We start from the raw sequence: 20452 nt of genomic DNA, 5'->3' as shown, positions 1-20452 counted from the left end.
GGCAGAAATTTTATTAAGAAAAAATGATTAAATGGTTAACTTTAGGTTCTATAAAACTAACAAACAAAAAGGAGTATCTTTGGTTGAGAGTATAATCTCATCAGGGTTGATTTTGTTTGTTTTATCATCATCATTTTTGATAATAAATTCCTCGATAACCACTTCAGTAATAGCAGAAAAGAAAACACAACTAATACAGGAGTTAGATAAAAAAATAGCTATTTATGTTTTAACTGGTAAATTTAATACTAAAGCAGTTAGTAGTGATTATTTTTTTCAGAAAAGAGTTAGTAATCCTAAAATGATCAAATTTATCGCTAAAAATAAGAATTTTGATATTTGTGTTTCTAAGGAAGTTATGAAATATGTGTCAAATTCATAGGAATCGGCTGATTTCAGGCTTTACGCTAGTTGAGCTCATGGTTGGTATCACTATTTCTATTATAGTGATTACGATGGCAGTCAATATATATGTGTCTACAAAAAGGAGTTATCAAAAAGCAAAGCTTAATATTGAGCAAAATATAAAAGTTATTTCAGCGCAGAAAGTGCTTTCTGATGCTATTGTAAATGCAGGTTTATCATGTAAATATGGATCAGATCATCAACTTTATGTCAATAGAACTGGAGAAGACCCTCGTAAATTTAAGTTTTTTTACGATAATTACTCAGTTAGATTAGGAAAGTTATCGACCATAGAAAATTTATTGAAAAACTCTTCTAAGCAAAAATTTTTGTTCCATTCTGGTACAGACTACTTGATGGTTAAAACAGAAAACTCATCTGCAGAACTTACGCAAAAACCATTAAATTTAAGTTTGTATTTAGACAAAACTCAGCAATGGCAGAATGGTGATTATCTAGCACTTTGTAATAATGACTATATAGATATTGTTAAAATATCTAGCACTAATAATGAAACAAAACAAATAAGACTTGCCTCAGCGCCAGCTACTGAATTTAACAAGGGTGATTATATAGGTAAGATAAATATTCAAATTTTTTTTACAGCTGCTACAGTCGATCCTAAGAAACCAAGTGAATATAAGTATTCTTTGTATATGTTAGTTAAAAATGGTCAAGCTCATGCAACAGTATATCCCATCGTGGAAGGGGTTTCTGATCTTAAGTTAACTTATGTTGTTTCAGATAACAAGAATCTTTCTTGGAAAGAAATATATCAAGATACAAGCTTGAATGAAATAGGAGCTAAAGCACTAAAAATATCATTTAAATTGGATAATCAGTATTATGATAAAGTAGTTTTGTTATGAAATATTTTCGTTTAGTGAGTTTGATAAGGGAATCAGGATCTTCATTATTATCTGCAATGATATTCGCCTTTGTGGTGTTAGTTACAGTATCAAGCCTTGCATATATTGTTAGGTACAATTTATTGAGCATAAAAAGTCTCCAGTCACAAGAAATAATATCAACGGTGGAGCAGCAATATATTCAAGAAGTATCTCGCAAAGGAGCTATAGCTACAGGAAGTTCTGAATTCGGCGATTATCTCATAGAAAATGCGTTACAGCGTAATAGACAAGCTATTTTCTCTAATAGTAATACTATGGTAAATCTATATGATTCGGAGCCGACGGCAATAAGTATGGATATGCAGCATAAGCTTTTTTATAAAAATAAGCTAATGTTAACTAAGAAAATAATCTATAAAGAGTTACCAAAACATTCGATGACTGACTATCACTCATCTTTGATACCAATTAATGTTCCGTATGTTGATGTTGCAAGAATGAGTAGTTCACAGAAATTTTATAGACTTAATACAAATCAGGAGATTAGTGACTCAGAGCGAGGCTATATAGGATACATCAAAAAAGAGTATGATTGGCTGTTGCTATCGATTAATAATAATATCCAAATTATAAATCTGAAAAATTTAGATTTGTCTGAAAATTATAATATTAAAGTTGGTTGGCAGCTTCGTAAAGGTAATTGGCACGTATTATTAGCCATATACGATAGGCAGCATTTGTATATATTCAAAACTAGGCTAAGCTATCTGACAAATAATTTTTCTAAGGCAGTTTTAGATTTGTCAACACCATGTAAAATAATTAATACACCTAAGGATATAGCAGCATTAAGTTGGTACTATCAATTAGATGAGTCGCAACCTAGTTTGGTAGTTTTATCTACACGTAGAGATAGTTCAGGTAGTATGAGTATTATTGTTCAAGATGTTGAATATGACGAGTCTAATAGTAGATATACAGTTTTGATAAAAGATATAATAAATGCGAATGAGGAAACTAATAATAGTAATATTTATGTACAGGCATTAGACCCAAGTAGAACTCTTTCAAAAAGCTTACTGTATCTATTCATTGGAAATAAATTAATAGTTTATGGTTTGGATAACTCTTTCAAGGCTAGTAAAAAAGAGGTTGATTTAGGTAAAGTTGTTGAGAACCCTCCTATAATTGTTAGGAAAAATCAATATAGTAGTTATATTTTGACTTATAATGGGGATCACTATTATCAGTATTTATATACTAATAATACTAGGCTCATTAGAGTTGTAAAAGTAATAAGATATCCTAAAGAAAAAATCCAAAATATAATAGTTAAATACAGTCTAAAGTTTATAGTTACTAGGATGAAAGTTTATATAGAGGACTTTAATAATGAGCGTATTGAGACAGTTGAGATATAGGTGAATAACTTGATAAAGCTAAAATATGTTGTATTAGTATCTATTTTTTTTCTGGTCTCTAATTTGGTATATGCTAGTAGTTGTCAGCTTATTGATAATCAGAGTGGCTATAAGGGATTTTTAGAGTTTAGTTGTGATGCGGAAATATCGCTTGATGATAATAAAATTGTTTTTTATCTAATTGGAAAAGGTGTTGATGTTGATTCAATAGATCTTGCAAATGCAGATGTTAAATACTCTGTTGATGATATTGCTGAAAATGTTAAAAGAGTTAGTTTAAATATCTCAAAAAAAACTTTGTTTATCGACTTTGATTATTTTGCATATAAAGATAAACCAGTAAAACTAAAAATAACTGTGAAAAAGAATAGTAACTTGAATTATGAGGTTCTTTGGGGTGGGATTGTAAAAAACTCATACAAAATTCAAAAAAGTAGTGGTAATAATCTTCAGTTTTATAGAACTACATCAAAAGATATCTTTGCAATTAAAGATGGCTTCAAATGTACATTAGATGATGATTGTGATGGCAGGATAAAGCTTCTAAATCAAAATAATTTAGAAAATCATAAATCATTACAAAAAGTTTTGGGTTATCTAAATTTTGGCATTATTTACCAAAAATTAGATTAATATTAAATTTAGTAAAGGATAGATAAGTATTTTTATGATATTATATTAGTTATCTATATAGAAATGCTGATGTGATTTATATCTTGAGAAAGTACAAAAAGAACTTAAATACTAAAAAATATAAAGGATTTACCTTTCTTGAAGTTCTAATTGCTTCATTACTAGGTGTATTTGTTCTTATTGCGGCTTTCTATGCGATTGGCAATATACTCTCGAATGCTGTTTTATCCGAAAAAAAAGTTGAGCTTGTAGATGAGTTAGAGGCTAGAGTTGACAACTATATGTTAACAGGAAATTTTGATGATAGTGCGCAGGGTAATATTACTTTCTCAAGAGTTGATGATGGAAGTAGTGCAATACGTGAGTTTGTTGCTACTAATCCAGATTATTCGCTACAGGCGGTTAAACGAACATATTCAGCAGTTACACCAGCAAATGATGCGATAACTCAGGTTCTCGGTCCTTATATGGCTGCCGTATGGGAGATATATCGTAGTGCTGGAGCGACTCGCCTTGATGAGAGCCCTGAACTCAGAGCAGCCGTTGAACAGGCTAGAAGAGATTATTTAGATGATGGGGGTAGTACAATGATTTCTTCAGGACATATAACAAATGTGTTGTTAAATGTTGGAACTACCGCGGTATCTAGTACTGTACCAATGGATAATCCTCCTATTGATCAAGCAAATGTCGCTCTTAGGATAGAGCTTAGAACAGATGCTGATGTTACCTCAGAAGGATTAACTTGGCATTGTGTAGCAGTTGGTGGGTTTGATGGTGATTTACTACCTTCATGGTGTGTTTTATAGCTAGGTAATATATGAATTTGAAGTTTAATAGGCGTAAAATAATTGGGACTTCATTACCGGAGCTTCTGGTAGCTACTGTGATAGCTATAGTGGTACTAACTGCTTTAATTAGTACTTATATAGGAGTTAAAAATTCTTATCAGGAGTATAAAGATAAAACTACAGCTGACGCTAAAGAACTACAGGTTAAGAGTATTTTTTATAATTTTATTAAAAGAACAGGATTTGCATGTCAGTTTGGTAGTCAGAATCAAACGTATCATGATAGAACATCAGATTCTTTAGATGATTTTTTTCATGACTCTTCAATGATTCGAGTTGGCCAGTTACCTTTGGCAACGTCTGATCATATCTCTGAAGCTCTTGAGACTGGTTGTTCAGGTGAGTGTTTTCAGCCTGGTACAGATTATATCATGATAAAAAGAGAAGAGTCTCGGACTTTTCTTACTGATGTAAACTCTCTTAGCTCAAACTTATCCTTAGACTCGGTGGAGGATATTTCAGCGGGAGATTACTTGCTCCTATGTAATAAAAATGATATTAATTTGTTAAAAGTTGCTAGCATAAGTAGTGGTAGTAGTGTTGTTAACTTATCAGAGTCTCCTCAAGGAAGTGATTATTATCCAGGTGACTATGTTGGAAGATATTCTTTAGAAGTGTTATACATACGAGATAGTGGTGCTGTAGATGAATCTGGGCAAGCCATTTTCTCTTTATACGTATATATCAAGGATAGTGACTCTAATGGAATATCTTATGAGTTAGTTAGAGGTGTGCAAAATTTACAAATTGAAACGGCGACAGTTGCTAATAGTACTTTGACGTGGAATAGCATTCCTTCAGAACTAGATTTAAGTGGCTCTAATTCGCCAGCATTAAGAATATCATTTAGTATTGGTGAGCAGACATTTAGCAGAATAATTAATTTATAAGGGTTAGCTATGTATCAGAATATCAAAGGTTCAGCATTATTAGCATCTTTAATATTTGCCTTTGTTATATTGGTAGTAATATCAGCACTTGCATATAATTTTAGAATGGATTCTTTGGCAATAGAAACTATCGTTAATGAAAAACAAAGTTTGCATGTTGATGAGGGCTATTTTAATAGTATACCTGCTGCACTTGATCTTACTGAGAATCATGATGAAACAGTAGATAATTTTAGGTTTTTAACAACATCGAATTCTGTTACATCTAGATTTGATCATCATAATACTAATTCCGAACTTTATTATGGAATCCCTTATGTGATAAGTTATGATATTTCGCATGAATTCTTTGAAGGAGATGTTTCAAGGTATGTTAGGAGTTTAGTTTATAACACATTGCCGGGCACTTTGATGAATCGCTATGACGAGGATTATTTTCCAGTAAATGTACCATTTGTCAATGTAGCTGGTATGAGCGGAACTCTAGCAAGCTATAAGTTAGATCAAGAGGGTAGATTACAAGATTTAGAAAGAGGTTATATAGGCTATATCCATAAAAACAGCAGTATTTTAACTATAAGTAACGCTGGTGGTAGTTTTAATGTTACTGTACCAAATGACTTATCACTTCTCAGCTATACTTTGGCTATTGGTTGGGATCTACAAGATGGTCGTTGGAGTATATTTTTAGCTATATATGATGGCAATAAAGTATACACCTCTTCTACAACTCTACGAAACCTTGTGGCAGGACAGGCACAAGCACAACAAGATTTATCTAACTGGCAAGCTATCGCTGATTTACCAGGAGGGTATGCTTCAAACTTTCCTACGTATTCGCCAGGTACAGATTATGAAGTTGGTGATGTAGTTAATTCAGGTGGTGATTTATATAGTTGTAAAGTTGTCTCGTGGTGTTCTAGTGATGCTCAAGCTAATATTGACGCCTATGCTCCGGGTACAGGAAGTGCATGGTCATTAGCATGGGATCTTGTTGAGTCTGGTGGTGCTCCTAGTGAGGGAGGAGGTTCGGATAGTTATCCAACATACTCAGCAGGGACATCGTATCAAAACGGAGATATTGTAATATCTGGAGAGAATTTATATAGTTGTAAAGAATGGGGATGGTGCTCTAGTACGGCTGCATCGTACTATGCACCAGGTACAGGAAGTGCGTGGTCATCTGCATGGGATCTAGTAGGACCTGTTGATTCAGGAGATGAAGATGGTGGCGATGATGGTGGCGCTGGGAGTGATCCTGAAGGTAATATTATATTAGTTACTTGGTATCATGACTTTAATAATCAGGTTCCTAAGCCACTAGTATTAAGAAAAATGCCTCGTGACGGTAATTATGACTTAGATGTATATCGATCTACTTATGATAGTATTACTAGGATTTTTACAGCAATTTTATCAGATACTTTTACAACTGGATCTACAGATTTTGATGAGTCACATGTTCATGTTGTGATTCCTGATACTATGTTTATGTTAGATGCTGGAGTTCCTCTGATATTCCAAGGAGTTAATATCTTTGATTTTAATAGACTAGGTACTTACTTATTAGGTACAGGAGGTGGCTCATCAACAACAAAAGATACGTTATCAGCAGAGCCAAGCCAGAAGCCAATCATGATTAAGAAGAATACTACACAGATGTATATTATAGTTTTCAATGGAGATAGTTATTATAAATATCTATATAGTCTAGGATCATCTCTGACAAAATTACCTCCTAAACCATTTCCGGGAGAAGAAATACAAAAGATAATAGCTAAGTATGGAGTGATTTTTGTCATTACGGATAGTTATATTTATCTCATGAATCCTACAGATGATTCGACTATTGGTAGATTGGTAGCTACTGGATCAAATTATCAAATACATAGAGCTAGTGATGGTAGGATATATGCGTTAGATGATGGCTTAAACTGTACAGTAAGCTCTAGCTGTGGTAGTAGAGTTTATTTTGAAGATGGTTGTGCTAGTAGCGGTGGTTGTGAGGCTCTTGCTGAGTTGACTAATGTTGATCCATATCTAAATATAGTCCATAAGAGCTTGGACAGTTAAGATTTTTTCCAAAAATACTAAAATTTAGTTATACTGATAGCTTATGATATAAGACTTATGATATGGATAATTACTATATGATTTTTTATAACTCATTATCTGGTAAAAAAGAAGAATTTAAGCCAATTGAGCCTAATAAAATTAAGATGTATGCATGCGGGGTTACAGTGTATGATGATTGTCATATCGGTCACGCTAGAACATACATAGCTTTTGATGTTATTAATAGATATTTCAAGTATCGTGGCTTTGATGTTACATTCGTGCGTAATATTACAGATATAGATGACAAAATTATCAAAAGAGCTAAAGAAAATAGTGAATCTACTACTGAGCTAGTTGATAGAAATATTAAAGCAATGCATGAAGTGTTTGATAAACTTAATATTCTTAAGCCATCTTTTGAACCTAAAGCAACAGAAACCATCCCAGAAATGATAGCTATGATTGAAACTCTCGTTGAGAAAGGCTTTGCTTATCAAGGTGCAAATGGAGATGTGTTTTATAGAGTAGCTGAGTTTGCTGATTATGGTAAATTGAGTAAGCAAAATCTCGAAGCTCTTGAGCAAGGATCAAGAGTAGACGTTGTTGAAGAAAAAGAAAACCCAATGGATTTTGTACTTTGGAAAAAAGCAAAAGAGGGTGAGCCTGCTTGGGAGTCGCCTTGGGGTGCTGGTCGTCCGGGTTGGCATATAGAGTGTTCAGCAATGTCAAAGAAGATTTTGGGTGATACTTTTGATATTCATGCTGGTGGCTCAGACCTTAGATTTCCACATCATGAAAATGAAGTAGCTCAATCAGAAGCTTGTAATGATTGTAAATATGTAAATTATTGGCTACATTCTGGTATGGTAAAAGTTAATGCAGAGAAGATGTCAAAGTCTTTGAATAATTTTTTTACTATTAAAGAGGTATTACAAGAATATCATCCTGAAGTTATAAGATATTTCTTGGCTTCTACTGTATACAGAAGTGAAATCAACTATTCGAAAGAGAATCTTGATAATGCCAAAGCGTCTGTCGAAAGGCTGTTTAATGCTCTTCGAGATATAGAGCCAGTTGAGATAAATTTGCCTGATGATGCTAACGAGTATGAAGAGAAGTTTATCAAAGCTATGGACAATGACTTTAATACTCCGGAAGCTTTAGCAGTTCTATTTAGCTTGGCTAAAGAGATAAATACATTAAAAACAATAAATAAATATAAAGCTAGTGGTTATGCATTTTTACTACGCAAGCTTTGTGATGTATTGGGTATTTTATTTACTGATACAGAAGATTACTTCAAGCAGGGTGATGATGTAGATGCTAGCGAAATTGAGAAGCTTATAGCAGAGCGTGCTCAAGCTAAAAAAGATAAAAATTATGCTAGAGCTGATGAGATTAGAAATGAGCTTCAGAATCAGGGAATAATATTAGAAGATAGTGCAACTGGTACTACATGGAAGAAAGGTTAATAGATGTATTCAAGTGAAAAACAACAAGATATTATAGATAATCTACATACAATTAGAGACTATATCCGTTGGACAATCTCAGAGATGACAGCAAATAATGTTTATTTTGGTCATGGTTCTGAATCTATTTGGGATGAGGCTGTACACCTTGTACTTAGTGCAATAAATGTATCTCATGATATTGATAGCAATATGGTAGGCTCAAGATTGCTCAAAGAAGAGAAAAAAATAATTATTAATTATGTTTATCAAAGAGCTTGTCAGCGCAGACCTTTACCATATATTCTAAAAAAAGCTTGGTTTGCAGGTATGGAGTTTGATATTGATGAGAGAGTTATTATTCCTCGTTCACCAATAGCTGAGCTTATACGTAATGAGTTTTCACCATGGATTAATGATATTGATGATGTTAATAATGTATTGGACTTATGTACGGGTAGTGGCTGTATAGGCATCGCTTGTAGTAATGTTTTTGAAGATGCAAATATAACTTTGGTTGATATATCTGATGATGCCTTAGCTGTAGCAAATCATAATATCAAAAAGCACCAGTTAGGTGATAGGGTCAAAGCTGTTAAGTCTGATTTATTTGGTAGTCTTCAGGACCAAAAGTTTGATTTGATTGTCTCAAATCCTCCTTATGTTGATAGAGAAGATTTAAATAGTATGCCACAAGAGTATCATTATGAACCTAAACTTGCTCTAGAGGCTGGAGATGATGGGTTAGACTTAGCTAAAAGAATAATTCTTGAAGCTGATCAGTATATGACAGAAAAGGGAGTGTTGATCGTTGAGGTAGGCAATAGTCAGTATGCTCTTATGGAGATGTGTCCTGATATTCCTTTTACGTGGTTAAGCTTTGCTGATGGTGGTGATGGTGTGTTTTTACTTACTTATGATGAACTAGTTAAATATAAAGATTCATTTAAAAAATATTTCCAAAGCTAATATTTAGTCTATAATCTCCTCAGAATTCAATCTTTTTAAAATTTAGGATTAGTGAATGCCTAATGATCCTTTTAAAAAAATATCATCTGATAAAACAGTTATTCTCATAATTTGTCTTTTTGGTTTGATGTCACAATTTGCTACTGATAGTTTTACACCGTCATTACCTCATATTGCTGACTATTTTCATGCTGCTGCAAAAGATATCAAGTTAACTGTCGGGATATATTTCTTTGGTATGACGTGCTCTATGCTTGGGTTTGGTTATTTATCAGACAAATATGGACGCAAACCGACATTGCTAGCAGGTTATTTTGTATTTTGTATTGCAAGTATACTTTGTATGTTAGCTCAGAGTGAATCTCAGTTGCTATTTTTTCGCTTTTTGCAAGGGGTCGGAATGGGTAGTTCTTTTGTATCTTTTCGTGCAATTATGAAAGATGTTTTCAGTGATAGTCAATCACTTGCGAAAGCTAGTCTTGTAATCACTAGTATAGTTTCATTAACGCCACCTCTAGCCCCGATTACTGGAGGAATTATCCAAGAGACTATTGGATGGCGTGGTAATTTTGCTTTACATTCAATAATGGCACTTGCGATTACAGTTTTGATTGTTAAGTATTTACATCTAGAAGCTATTCCAAAAAGCAATTACAAGCTTCTAGAGTCATATAAGAAAATATTATCTCATAAAGTTTTTGTCCTTAACGCAATATGTAGTGGTTTGGCGTTATCGCTTGTTTTTGTGTTTGCAACACTTTCACCATTTTTCTTCCAAGTAAAATTAGGATTTTCTGCTGTTGAGTTTTCATTTTTATCAGCAGCAGTAATTATACCCTCAGCAATATTTTTAATAATCTTTAAAAATAAGATTAGTAAACTAGATATGGATAAGGTAATACTTTATTGTGGATTTTTTTCTGCATTAAGTGGTATATTACTGGCTTTATCATATTTTATTTTTGGATTAGATGCTAAGGTAATTGTTGTATTATGTGCTTTAGCCTTTTGTGGGAATGTCTTTCAGTATACAGCTACTTACATTTGTGCTTATAAGGATATACACACAGAGATTGGCGTAGCATCGGCAATATTTGGATTTATACAGATAGCTGTTACAACTATCTCATCATCGCTTGTTTCTAGTATTAGCCTTAATAATCAATTTTTATTTGGATTATTAATGATGGTACCACCCTTATTGATAGTGATTTTAAAAATAATTGATCTTAAAAAACTTTTGTAAATCAGGCGTATATGATTAAATTAGAAAAATTTACAGAAAACAATATACCTGATCTTTTGTCTGAATTGAAGGAGTATGACATTCGTTTTTTATATCAGTTTGGTGGTATTAATTATCAATTTCCTCTTGATTACCTTCAGATAAAACAAACTATGGATAATAAATTAAACTTACTCTTTAATGTTATAAATGATGAGAGTAAATCAATTGGACATTGTCAAATAATTAGATTAGATCAGGCTAACAAAAAAGCTTCTATAGGTAGGTTACTAATATATGAGCAATATAGAGCAAAAGGCTTTGGCAAGTTAATGATCAAAAAGCTTTTAGAATTTGCTAAATCTATTGGTTTACAAAGCATAAGCTTGAGAGTTTTTGATTTTAATAGCTCAGCAATTAAATGTTATGAAGCTATAGGATTTGAGAAAACTATAGAAGAATATATTGATATTCCTAGTTTAAAAGAAAAATGGAAGATAATCTCAATGGAGATTGAGATTTAAGAAAAGATTATCCTTCTATAACAATATTTGGGAAGTGAGCTTTAACACATTTAGTATAGTCACCCTCCGTAAATGCTGAGTATGGTGTTTGATAGCCAACTAATTTACAGGCAAACGATTTACCACCTGGGTTATCAGCATAATGATCAAAGTTTTGCTCCCAGTAAATCTCAGTAGCACCGGCACCATTAGCATCAAATTGCTTCATACCTTTACAACCCAGAACTTCAGTGCTTGGAATATTCAAGCCAAGATATTTCATAAAGTTACCATAATAGTCTATACGATTCATAGATTGAGCAACTTCTACACTACCACCACACTCTACACCACCATTAATGATTTGCGTAGTTACACCAAACCCCGGTGTTAGGTTATTTGCTTTATCAGCAGCATTTGGTTGCCAAGTACCATCGATAACATGAAGCATAGATGGCTTTGGTGGCTGTGGGTATACAAAAAAGAATACTGCAGATGCCAAATTTAACCATGTATCAGCAACCATACCAGGATTATCCAGTAACACTCTTACATCACCAAACATAGCTTGTGAGAATGGCCCATAGTTATAATTATAACTTAGCTGTTTTGCACCACGTCCGAAGTAAGATTTGAAATCACCATTTTCAAACTTGCCACATGGCCAAGTTTGACCTTGCCATACATCTGGATTACACTCACCATTATAACCACCACGCATATTTTCATCCCATCCCATTTCACGTACATGGACTAAGCCTTGACGCCATTCTGGTACATCCCACCAACTAGTATGTCCGCCTGTTTCTTGAGTAAAGTGAGCAAACATAGTAGCTAGAGACTTGCGACAAATAGCATCTGAATCTCTACCATCTATGTAAGTACCACAGAATGCTGGGAATTTAGCCACTGCCTTTAGGAAGTTTTCATATGTATATTCTGGCGAACGTTCTGGGAACATATAATTCCATACACCTTCAGCAGATTTTGTTTCAATGGCATTATCTTTTATAGCTACTTCTGTGAATATTTTTTCAACTCTTTTAACATTATCAGGATTATTTGGGTTACCTGCAGTTACAGCTTCAACCACACTGTTATCTCTTGTCTTAATAGACTCTTTCACTTGGCTTAAAACTGTTCCACTTGTTAATTCAGCTTCTTTTGCATCAAGTTTAGCTTGAGTCGTAACATATTCATCAGAAGTTGGCTCATCAGGATCTGTAGGATCAACCGGCTCATCAGGATTGCTAGGATCGTATAAATCCCAAGCAGTCTCCCAAGCAGTACCAGAGCCTGGAGCATAAGCCCACCCAGCAGCGCTCGAACACCAAGCAGCGACACTAGCTTTACATTTGTATAATTTACCATCAGCAGAGACTATAGTACCACTTTCATATTTTGTACCAGCAACATAGTTCTGATAATCTCCACTTGGAGGATCAATCGGATCTACTGGGTCAATAGGGTCGACTGGATCCTCTGGATCTGTAGGATCAACAGGGTCGTCACTACCACCATTACCAACTGAAAAGCTTTCAACATTAAATACAGGAGCGCTTGGAGAGAAACTGAAGCTTGCAGTACTACCCGCTGTAACAATAGTTGGCTGACCACTCCATTGCTTAGAAGTAATCGATATAACTCCTCCATTTGACTGAGTCATACTAGCATTGCCGATACCCCAAATACTACCAACTTCTACACCATTGCTCAATTTAAATGAGATAGGATTTTCCTCTAGATTCGTATTTTTATCGCAGCTAAAAGTTATTTTACCTGTCCAACCTTTTTGTACATCTTCTAGTTTGCAATTAGCAAAAGCTAAAGATCCCATTAAAGTTAAGGTAAATGCTGATAAGATTTTTATCTTATTATTCATTTTTAGTTTCCTTATAATTTTTAAGATTATTTAATAATTATTAAGTAATTGTTATTACTTATTTAGCTCAAATATTTTTTATTTGAGTTGTGATTAATTATATATTAAGCATCGTGTGTGCGGGTATATTAGAATTTGATAAGGCTTGTTAAAAATTGATAAATGAATTCTAATAATTTAATGATTCAAATCAAAAATCTACTGCTGTTTTCTGGTGTGAATTATCTATATTGCGCGAAATATTAAGCTTATTATTTGATGTTTCTTAAATATATAAAGCTTTGACTTTATATTTTCTTATTGTACTATTTTTCTTACTCTCAGAGCGTTAAGCTTAGTGAGTGCTTCATCTTTAGTTATATTGTACATATTGGCATGTTGTTTTAAGCTCAAGCTATTAGGTCCAAATAGTTCAATCATATCAAGCATTTTTAGTTGATGTTTAATTGCTGATATATCTACGTATAAATAATCCATATTTATTGATAGGATAGGGCACTTAGTAGCATTAATAAGTAGATATGAGTCATGATGAATTTCACAACCTAAACCATCGGCATAGCCAATATTTAAAATAGCTACAGTAGTATCTTTATTACAGAAATATTCATTACCATAGCTTATATATTCTCCTTTGGGGATATCTCTGATAGAGATAATACAAGCTTTAAGAGATAAGCTAAATTTGATTTCTTTAGGTTCTTGGTCATAGCCTAATACTGCCGAGCTAGAACGAATATACTCTTGTTGAAAATCGGTATCAAAAAGAGAAACTGGTGAGTTAGAAAAAGTATATTTAAGTTTGGTTTCTTCAGCTAACGAAAGAATTTTATCAATATATTTTTTAGATCTATCATAGCCATTATAGCCTGTTGGAATATGTGAGAATAATATTATGTTTGAAAATCCGGAAAATTTTAGCATATCAAGATGTTTTATAAAGTCATCTCTATAAAAACCAAACCTTCCCATACCACAATCAAAATCAAGCATAACTTGTTTTGACTTATCATCTTCATACTTTATATAGTCTTTGATTAGTAATTCATTACTAAGTATAGGAATAACATTTTTAGGTATTTTAAAGTCAAAGCATTCTGCATATATACCACTTAGGAAAATTATATCTTTTGTACAGTCTAAACTCTTTAAAACATAGTACTCTTCTATGCGAGCTATACCGTAAGCATCAACTAGATTATTGGTTACCTTATAGATGTTTTCTATACCTATGCCATAGGCATTAGCTTTGACGATAAACATTATTTTTGAGTGAGGATTTTTATTACGTAGATACTCAATATTTGACTTTACTAATTTGCTATTTATTTCTACTATAGGACTTAAATTCATAAAAGATCAATGTTGATGAAAAATAGTCTATCTCTATTAATGTTAACAGGTTTGATAATTATATCAGTAGATTCTGTGAGAAATTTGCCTTCTTTAGCTGTATTTGGCGAGTATTTACCATTATTTTTTATAATTGGTGTTGTGTTTTTTCTTATACCTGTAGCATTTATTTCGGCTGAACTTAGTGCAAATTTTGCCGATCAGCATCAAAATGGAATCTTCCAATGGTGTTCTAAAGGTCTTAGTGAAAATGCCGGTATGTTTGCAATTTGGGCACAGTGGAGTAGTAATGTAATCTGGTTTCCTGCTAGTTTGCTATTTATGTCATCCACTATATGTTCTGTGTTTGGTTTCGTGAGTCCTCCAGCTATCGCTAGTATTATGGTAACTTTGTATTTGTTAATAATGGCTATTAATCATTTTGGTGTCAAAGAATCTGCCATAGTATCGTTTATATGTATGATTCTTGGAGTAGTAATTCCTGTTTTAGTACTTTTTATATTTCTTGGTTTTTGGTTGGTAAAAGGGTATCCTCTGGAGCTTAAAGTATCACAGATATCATTTAACCTATCAGCACTGAAAGACATATCTGCATTAACGGTAGTTATTATTTCTTTTTTGGGGATAGAGTTATGTTCGGTATATGTTCCGATGCTAAAAGACCCTCAGAAGACATTTGCGAGAGCAATTTTCTTAGCTGTAATATTTATTGTATTAATGATGTTTTTGGGAGCTTTGACTATAGCTTTTCTAATTCCAGCTGGTTTTATAAGTTTATATAATGGTCTTTTTGAGACTTTTAAGATTGGTTTTGAAAGGCTAGGCTTACCAGCAGCAATGCCTTTGATTAGTATTGGTTTGGTTTTAGGAGCATTTGGCTCGGCTATCAGTTGGGCTTTAAGTCCCGCTGTGAGTTTGCGCCAAGCTGCTGAAAGGGGCTACTTACCAAAGAGATTTTCTACAAATAATAATTATGGTGTTCCTAGTAATATTTTGTACATACAAGGGTTAATTGTTATTGGATTATCATTGACGATAACTATGGTGGATAATATGAACTCTTTTTATTGGGTGCTAATATCACTTAATACAGAAGTATATTTGACTATGTATATTTTGATGTTTTTAGCAGCTTTACGACTTAGAAGAACATCAAAAAAGACTATCATACACAATGAGCTAGTTTTTTATAGTTTATGTATTATGGGTATTTTAGGTATCTTAGTTGCCATGATAGCAGGATTTGTTATGCCGAAAAATTTGGTAAGTATAGATTCATTAACTTATGCAGGATTATATTTATGCGGATTTTTATTCGTTTGCTCATTATTTATGCTTTTTGTTTATTGGCGTAACAAGCATTTGAGAGATCCGTTATAGATTATTTACGAGTGTTTTTTGCAATTTCTTTGAGACTATCGTTAATCTTAAAAAGTACCATAAGTATTTCACAAAAAATTTTAGCGAAAATTGAACCAAAAATAATCTCTAGAATACCGGATAAAATATAACCCGAAAATATAGCTGCTAAACCGCTTAAACACACTCCAATAATACTAAGCCAAAAAATAAAAACGATAATCGTTGGTGTAATAAAATTCTCAAAGCTTATAAATTTTTTTAGAAAATTAGTAACAGGGTTATTATTTGACTGCGTAGATTGATTCATTTTTATCTCCTAGTTTTTTTGTTTAAAATTAAAATCTTATAATTTTTGAAATTTCCTTATTTAGCTCTGGTAGGAACATATATTTTAATAATGAGCGTAAAAAGTTTAGTTTTCTATAGTCTTTAGAATATATATTAAGATTGTCATACATCTTTGAAATACAAGCTTTTATCGAACTAGGAGTATAATTCATCAGTTTTGCTATTTGGCTATATTCTAGGTTGTGTTCAATTAGATATTTAAGAATACGGTATTCTTTAGATGTGAATTTCAATGTTTCAAAATAATATTTAAACTCAATTATTGGAGCATCATTGAGCGTGTAAATTCTACATTTGGTTAAATCATTATTTTCTAGAATCTTAATTCTGACCAAAATATAGTTTTTACCATCTTCATCATAAAATGGAATCTTCTCTGTTAGAATTGTTATTGGTTCAATACTTGTTTGATTTGCTAGAGATTCAGTCGAAAGATAATATGATTTTGAATCAATCGATATCTTCTCTCCTATAGCATAGTCATAGACATCATCTTTCCACAGGTCTATATCTTGATCTGATAGACCCTGTAGCTCTTTCAAACTAGCCACTCCTGTGCACTCTAAGAACATGCGATTACAAGTTATTACTTGTCCTTTAGCATTCTTTATAGCGTAACCAAAAGAGCTGTTTTTATTATCATTAACTACATCTATAGCTGTTTTAAGACTAATTAGCTTATCTACTAACATTTTTTAGCTATTCAAAATATTAATTTGACCTAGAGTTTAGCTAAAATGTTCGCTTATAACAAGCTAGGTAAGATGAGGATTTTAGTTAGATAATTGAGATATTTTAATCTTCAACAATATTATCTTTATTAGCTGTTTCTTTACAATATGCAACATAACGCTTATCAGTAACTATAATATAGAATATAGCCCCCACAATAGCATTAACTATATAGTTCTCAATAGGAGCTGTGGCACATATAAATATTATAAAAGGAAGTACTAGTATCATTAGAGTTTTGATACCGACACGTTTATATTCAAAAAAGCAGAATATAATAACCAGTACAGCGAGAATTACACCAAGATAAATATTTGACAGGATATCAACTGTATTTAATAGAAGAGTTAAAAGTACAAATACAACTAGACCGAATATTCTTAGTTTAGGAGCAATAGCGCCCATACTAACAGGAGCCGCCATATAACCTATAATATTGAAACCCGTGACAAATAGCATCAAAGCAGCCCAGTTATCAGCAAACATTAAGAATACTGCACATAAAATAAAGTTAGCAATCAGTGATCTTCTCGAAATATTAACTTTTTGATTTATTTTCGCAAAAAATCTTGGCATTTGACCTTCAGCAGACATTGCATATAACATTCTAGAAGAAGCACCAAGATAACTATAGCCAGTTGCAGAAGGGCTAACAATACTATCAATGATTAGTAGTACTGCAATATATCCTAGTCCTATCATTGTCGCAACCTGTAGTAAAGGAGACTCAAAATCTAGTCCTGCCCAACCACCTTTTTCTATAAGGTAGCTATGAGGTACAGCCTCCATAAAGGCATATTGTAAAGCAATATAGAGTATTAAAACTACTGTTAGTGATAATATTATTGCAATAGGAACATTTCTAGAAGGATTTTTGATTTCACTACTGTAGGCAACAACTATTTGGAAGCCATTAAATGTATATACAAGTCCACCAGCGACAATTGCAGTAAGAGCATTGTAGGCTGTGAAATTATTATTAGGTATTTCTGGGGATAGTAAGCTATGATGTTCGCCACTATGTGTAAATGCGTAGATGATAAATATAAAAACTATAATTGCAGGTACTGTCATCTTAAATATGGTTATACCATTGTTAACACTTGATAATAGTTTTACACCGTAGAAGTTGATAATCAGATAAAGAAAAAGAATAAATAATGATAATATCATTCCATAAGTAGAGATTACTCCGCCGTCCATCAACCAGCTAAAACTTTTTAGCCCGGCCAAATATTGGGTAGTTGCTTGAGCCTCTGTAGAAATCATAACTACAACACCAAACCAGTTAGCAAATGAAAAAGGCATAGCAAAAAGGCTATTATGAGAGAGGGCGCTTGATCTTGTAGTAGCACCCCTTACTGGAAATACAGAAACAACTTTAGCTAGACATAGACCAACCATCATAATCATAATTGATGCTAGTACCCAAGCTAAGAAAGCCCAGTTTCCTGCTGCTTTTGCTGTAAGTTGGGCACTAAATAACCATCCAGAGCCAACCATTGATGTCACACCTATAAGTACCGCACTCATTAGTGACATTTTCTTCGAATTAATCGTCCCCATTATAAGTTTTCCTATTTTTAAAAAATACACAGGTAATTTAGAATATACACTTTAATTGAGCTATTTAGCAATAGAGTTATTTGGTAAACTGAAAAATTAGAAGGTAAAGTTTTTGCTAATACCAGTATAAAATCCTGCTGGACTATTTTGACCTTGAAGGTTGACTTGATAAGGAGAAGAGTTTGTTTTAATAGGTTGATATTGTTGATTATAGAGTGGACCATAGTTACTAACATAGGGGCTTAGATTTTTATCATACTTGAAGTCTGGTTGTTCTGTAGACCCTGTATAAGGGTAGGTTGATGGGATTGCAGTTGCTAGATTTATGCTAAGTAAGTATGAAAAGAGTAAGAGTAGTTTATATTTGGGTGTCATCTAGCACTATCTTTAAGTTGAGTAAAATAGTAAATTTAATGGGGAAAAGTGTAATGTCTCTCTAAAGGGATTATCAACTTTCTTAATATATTTTTTTATCATTCTATAGTGAATATTATTGACTTTCTCTAATGGCTTAAGCTTTTTGCTCAAGCTTATCTTTTTGTAGTGTTGCAACCATTGATTAGCTATATTTCTAAAATCATCTTTAGTCATAGTTGGTGCAATCTTATTATCAAAAGAAATTTGATTATAAAAATGTTTAGGCATACAGAAAATATGTCTTATTATTTCATTATTAATATTAACTTGTCTAATCAAAGATTCATCAATTGCTGCAAAATCATTTAGATATGTAGCTTTCAAAGTTTCTATACCCAAAAAATTATTAGATATGTGCTGATTAAAATCTCTCTCTGTAGCGCTACTACTATCTATAGATGTACCTATATCATCTGCTAAATGTTTGTATAAAATTTTAGCATCAAAAACGTCAGCTAATCTTTTTAGTTGAGGAGACGAAATATTTTTATCATTATTTAAGTTATTTACCTCTTTTAGCCACCAATTCATTTTTTCATTGGCAATCTCTAAATTATTATATAGCTCTGTGCATGAAATAATTTGAGACTTTATCTGATCTAGTAAATAAAGTATTTGTTGTTTATCAGTATCCAATTTACGATATGCAAAGTACATCACAGACCCATATGGAGGCAGTTTCTCATTAGGATAATTAAAATAGTTATACTGCATATTTATACCTTTTTGAATGCGACAATATAATTAACATCACTACCTTTACCAAGTTTAAAACTGTCAGTTATAGGATTGTAGTGTACGCCGATTATTTCCAGAGCACTAAAACCATATTTTTCAGCTGTTTTTATAAGCTCATAAGGTTTAATAAATTTAGCGTATTGGTGTGTTCCCTGAGGTACCATTTTTAAGATGTGTTCAGCAGCAACTATAGATAATAGATAAGACTTAATATTTCTATTTAGTGTTGATGCAAAAAATAGACCATCTTTTTTGATAAGCTTTGAAATAGAGGCAATAATGCTTTCAGGATCTGGGACATGTTCTAACATTTCCATACAAGTTATAACATCAAATTGAGTATCATTATTGGTAATAAAATCTTCAATAGTGGAATTTATATATTCTATTTCAAGATTATTTAGTTTTGCATGCTCTTTAGCCACATTAATAGCTTGTGAGGAAGCATCTAATCCACAAACATTATTTGTCTGATTCTTCAAAGATTCTGTTAGAATTCCTCCGCCACAACCAACATCAATTATTTTTTCATTACTCAGATTAGTAAATTTTTTTATAAACTCTAATCTTAGGGGATTCACCTGGTGTAGAGTTTTTAGTTCACCTTTTGGATTCCACCAATCACTAGCTAAACGAGAAAATTTATCAACTTCATTACTATCAATATTACTCATAGTTAATATTCTTTTATTATGTATATATTTTTTAAATAATACCAAAGATATAATATCTAAGAAAATTTTTATTAGAGTTTTTGGTGTTAATTTACTATAATAGGCTCTGTATATTTTTGCCAA

20 protein-coding genes are annotated in these 20452 nt (G+C 32.5%); 12 read left to right on the top strand and 8 right to left on the bottom strand.

Features of this window, described 5'->3' with window-relative positions; genetic code table 11:
- Positions 1-31: 31 nt before the first annotated feature.
- The 11 genes from F0R75_RS07285 to F0R75_RS07235 all read left to right on the top strand — a co-directional run bounded on the left by F0R75_RS07285 (position 32) and on the right by F0R75_RS07235 (position 11278).
- Positions 32-382 (top strand): type II secretion system protein, encoded by a 351-nt coding sequence (locus F0R75_RS07285; RefSeq protein WP_149369177.1) that lies wholly within the window; start codon positions 32-34, stop codon positions 380-382.
- Positions 366-1274 carry a PilW family protein gene (locus F0R75_RS07280; RefSeq protein ID WP_149369178.1) on the top strand — a complete coding sequence of 303 codons (909 nt, stop codon included), beginning with the start codon at positions 366-368 and terminating at the stop codon, positions 1272-1274. Before F0R75_RS07285 ends, F0R75_RS07280 begins: the two co-directional genes overlap by 17 nt.
- Positions 1271-2677, top strand: coding sequence for a hypothetical protein (locus F0R75_RS07275; protein WP_187985990.1), 1407 nt, complete (start codon positions 1271-1273; stop codon positions 2675-2677). Before F0R75_RS07280 ends, F0R75_RS07275 begins: the two co-directional genes overlap by 4 nt.
- Positions 2678-3310: a hypothetical protein gene (locus F0R75_RS07270; RefSeq protein ID WP_246145946.1), complete on the top strand. Its 633-nt coding sequence runs from the start codon at positions 2678-2680 to the stop codon at positions 3308-3310.
- 83 nt (positions 3311-3393) lie between these two features.
- On the top strand, positions 3394-4119 hold the full coding sequence (locus tag F0R75_RS10265; protein WP_149369179.1) for a prepilin-type N-terminal cleavage/methylation domain-containing protein: 726 nt from the start codon (positions 3394-3396) through the stop codon (positions 4117-4119).
- Positions 4120-4130: 11 nt separating this feature from the next.
- The gene (locus tag F0R75_RS07260) at positions 4131-5051 is read left to right on the top strand and encodes a type IV pilus modification PilV family protein (RefSeq protein ID WP_149369180.1); all 921 of its coding nucleotides are present in this window, start codon (positions 4131-4133) and stop codon (positions 5049-5051) included.
- Between the two features lie 9 nt (positions 5052-5060).
- Positions 5061-7124, top strand: coding sequence for a hypothetical protein (locus F0R75_RS07255; RefSeq protein WP_149369181.1), 2064 nt, complete (start codon positions 5061-5063; stop codon positions 7122-7124).
- Between the two features lie 77 nt (positions 7125-7201).
- Positions 7202-8581, top strand: coding sequence for a cysteine--tRNA ligase (gene cysS / locus F0R75_RS07250; RefSeq protein ID WP_425460470.1), 1380 nt, complete (start codon positions 7202-7204; stop codon positions 8579-8581).
- 3 nt (positions 8582-8584) lie between these two features.
- Positions 8585-9529: a 50S ribosomal protein L3 N(5)-glutamine methyltransferase gene (gene prmB, locus F0R75_RS07245; protein ID WP_149369183.1), complete on the top strand. Its 945-nt coding sequence runs from the start codon at positions 8585-8587 to the stop codon at positions 9527-9529.
- A 55-nt stretch (positions 9530-9584) separates the two neighbouring features.
- Entirely contained in the window at positions 9585-10775 is a 1191-nt protein-coding gene (locus F0R75_RS07240) for an MFS transporter (protein ID WP_149369184.1), read from the top strand.
- 11 nt (positions 10776-10786) lie between these two features.
- Positions 10787-11278, top strand: a complete 492-nt coding sequence (locus tag F0R75_RS07235; protein ID WP_146421774.1) for a GNAT family N-acetyltransferase — start codon at positions 10787-10789, stop codon at positions 11276-11278.
- A gap of 7 nt (positions 11279-11285) precedes the next feature.
- Here F0R75_RS07235 and F0R75_RS07230 read toward each other — a convergent pair whose 3' ends face one another.
- A complete protein-coding gene (locus F0R75_RS07230) occupies positions 11286-13139 on the bottom strand; it encodes a chitinase (RefSeq protein ID WP_149369185.1) in 1854 nt (617 codons plus the stop codon).
- Between the two features lie 297 nt (positions 13140-13436).
- Positions 13437-14492, bottom strand: a complete 1056-nt coding sequence (gene alr / locus F0R75_RS07225) for an alanine racemase (protein ID WP_149367810.1) — start codon at positions 14490-14492, stop codon at positions 13437-13439.
- 15 nt (positions 14493-14507) lie between these two features.
- Between alr and F0R75_RS07220 the strand changes: the two genes are divergently transcribed.
- Entirely contained in the window at positions 14508-15872 is a 1365-nt protein-coding gene (locus tag F0R75_RS07220) for an APC family permease (protein WP_149367811.1), read from the top strand.
- A 1-nt stretch (position 15873) separates the two neighbouring features.
- On the opposite strand, the gene F0R75_RS07215 is transcribed toward F0R75_RS07220, so the two are convergent.
- The 6 genes from F0R75_RS07215 to ubiG form a co-directional block, all read right to left on the bottom strand.
- On the bottom strand, positions 15874-16161 hold the full coding sequence (locus tag F0R75_RS07215) for a DUF4282 domain-containing protein (RefSeq protein ID WP_013922120.1): 288 nt from the start codon (positions 16159-16161) through the stop codon (positions 15874-15876).
- A 28-nt stretch (positions 16162-16189) separates the two neighbouring features.
- Positions 16190-16894, bottom strand: coding sequence for a hypothetical protein (locus F0R75_RS07210; RefSeq protein ID WP_146421778.1), 705 nt, complete (start codon positions 16892-16894; stop codon positions 16190-16192).
- Positions 16895-16997: 103 nt separating this feature from the next.
- Complete coding sequence (locus F0R75_RS07205; RefSeq protein ID WP_149367812.1) at positions 16998-18500, bottom strand: APC family permease; 1503 nt, start codon at positions 18498-18500, stop codon at positions 16998-17000.
- 96 nt (positions 18501-18596) lie between these two features.
- A complete protein-coding gene (locus F0R75_RS07200) occupies positions 18597-18875 on the bottom strand; it encodes a hypothetical protein (protein WP_146421780.1) in 279 nt (92 codons plus the stop codon).
- 12 nt (positions 18876-18887) lie between these two features.
- Positions 18888-19631: a hypothetical protein gene (locus F0R75_RS07195; RefSeq protein ID WP_149367813.1), complete on the bottom strand. Its 744-nt coding sequence runs from the start codon at positions 19629-19631 to the stop codon at positions 18888-18890.
- A gap of 2 nt (positions 19632-19633) precedes the next feature.
- Positions 19634-20329, bottom strand: a complete 696-nt coding sequence (gene ubiG / locus F0R75_RS07190; protein WP_149367814.1) for a bifunctional 2-polyprenyl-6-hydroxyphenol methylase/3-demethylubiquinol 3-O-methyltransferase UbiG — start codon at positions 20327-20329, stop codon at positions 19634-19636.
- Positions 20330-20452: the final 123 nt, after the last annotated feature.

Origin of the sequence: Francisella marina, from assembly GCF_008369785.1 — a bacterium.
GTDB classification, from domain to species: domain Bacteria; phylum Pseudomonadota; class Gammaproteobacteria; order Francisellales; family Francisellaceae; genus Francisella; species Francisella salimarina.
The sequence above is the reverse complement of the archived record's forward strand: the minus strand, read 5'-3'. Positions and strand labels throughout refer to the sequence as shown.

Bases quoted from the DNA above. Each gene is read 5' to 3' on its own strand.
- F0R75_RS07255 (WP_149369181.1), top strand. From the start codon at position 5,061: ATGTATCAGAATATCAAAGGTTCAGCATTATTAGCATCTTTAATATTT.
- F0R75_RS07275 (WP_187985990.1), top strand. From the start codon at position 1,271: ATGAAATATTTTCGTTTAGTGAGTTTGATAAGGGAATCAGGATCTTCA.
- F0R75_RS07260 (WP_149369180.1), top strand. From the start codon at position 4,131: ATGAATTTGAAGTTTAATAGGCGTAAAATAATTGGGACTTCATTACCG.
- prmB (WP_149369183.1), top strand. From the start codon at position 8,585: ATGTATTCAAGTGAAAAACAACAAGATATTATAGATAATCTACATACA.
- F0R75_RS07230 (WP_149369185.1), bottom strand. From the start codon at position 13,139: ATGAATAATAAGATAAAAATCTTATCAGCATTTACCTTAACTTTAATG.
- F0R75_RS07280 (WP_149369178.1), top strand. From the start codon at position 366: ATGTGTCAAATTCATAGGAATCGGCTGATTTCAGGCTTTACGCTAGTT.
- alr (WP_149367810.1), bottom strand. From the start codon at position 14,492: ATGAATTTAAGTCCTATAGTAGAAATAAATAGCAAATTAGTAAAGTCA.
- F0R75_RS07200 (WP_146421780.1), bottom strand. From the start codon at position 18,875: ATGACACCCAAATATAAACTACTCTTACTCTTTTCATACTTACTTAGC.
- ubiG (WP_149367814.1), bottom strand. From the start codon at position 20,329: ATGAGTAATATTGATAGTAATGAAGTTGATAAATTTTCTCGTTTAGCT.
- F0R75_RS07215 (WP_013922120.1), bottom strand. From the start codon at position 16,161: ATGAATCAATCTACGCAGTCAAATAATAACCCTGTTACTAATTTTCTA.
- cysS (WP_425460470.1), top strand. From the start codon at position 7,202: ATGATTTTTTATAACTCATTATCTGGTAAAAAAGAAGAATTTAAGCCA.
- F0R75_RS07210 (WP_146421778.1), bottom strand. From the start codon at position 16,894: ATGTTAGTAGATAAGCTAATTAGTCTTAAAACAGCTATAGATGTAGTT.
- F0R75_RS07195 (WP_149367813.1), bottom strand. From the start codon at position 19,631: ATGCAGTATAACTATTTTAATTATCCTAATGAGAAACTGCCTCCATAT.
- F0R75_RS07205 (WP_149367812.1), bottom strand. From the start codon at position 18,500: ATGGGGACGATTAATTCGAAGAAAATGTCACTAATGAGTGCGGTACTT.
- F0R75_RS07240 (WP_149369184.1), top strand. From the start codon at position 9,585: ATGCCTAATGATCCTTTTAAAAAAATATCATCTGATAAAACAGTTATT.
- F0R75_RS07235 (WP_146421774.1), top strand. From the start codon at position 10,787: ATGATTAAATTAGAAAAATTTACAGAAAACAATATACCTGATCTTTTG.
- F0R75_RS07220 (WP_149367811.1), top strand. From the start codon at position 14,508: ATGAAAAATAGTCTATCTCTATTAATGTTAACAGGTTTGATAATTATA.
- F0R75_RS07285 (WP_149369177.1), top strand. From the start codon at position 32: ATGGTTAACTTTAGGTTCTATAAAACTAACAAACAAAAAGGAGTATCT.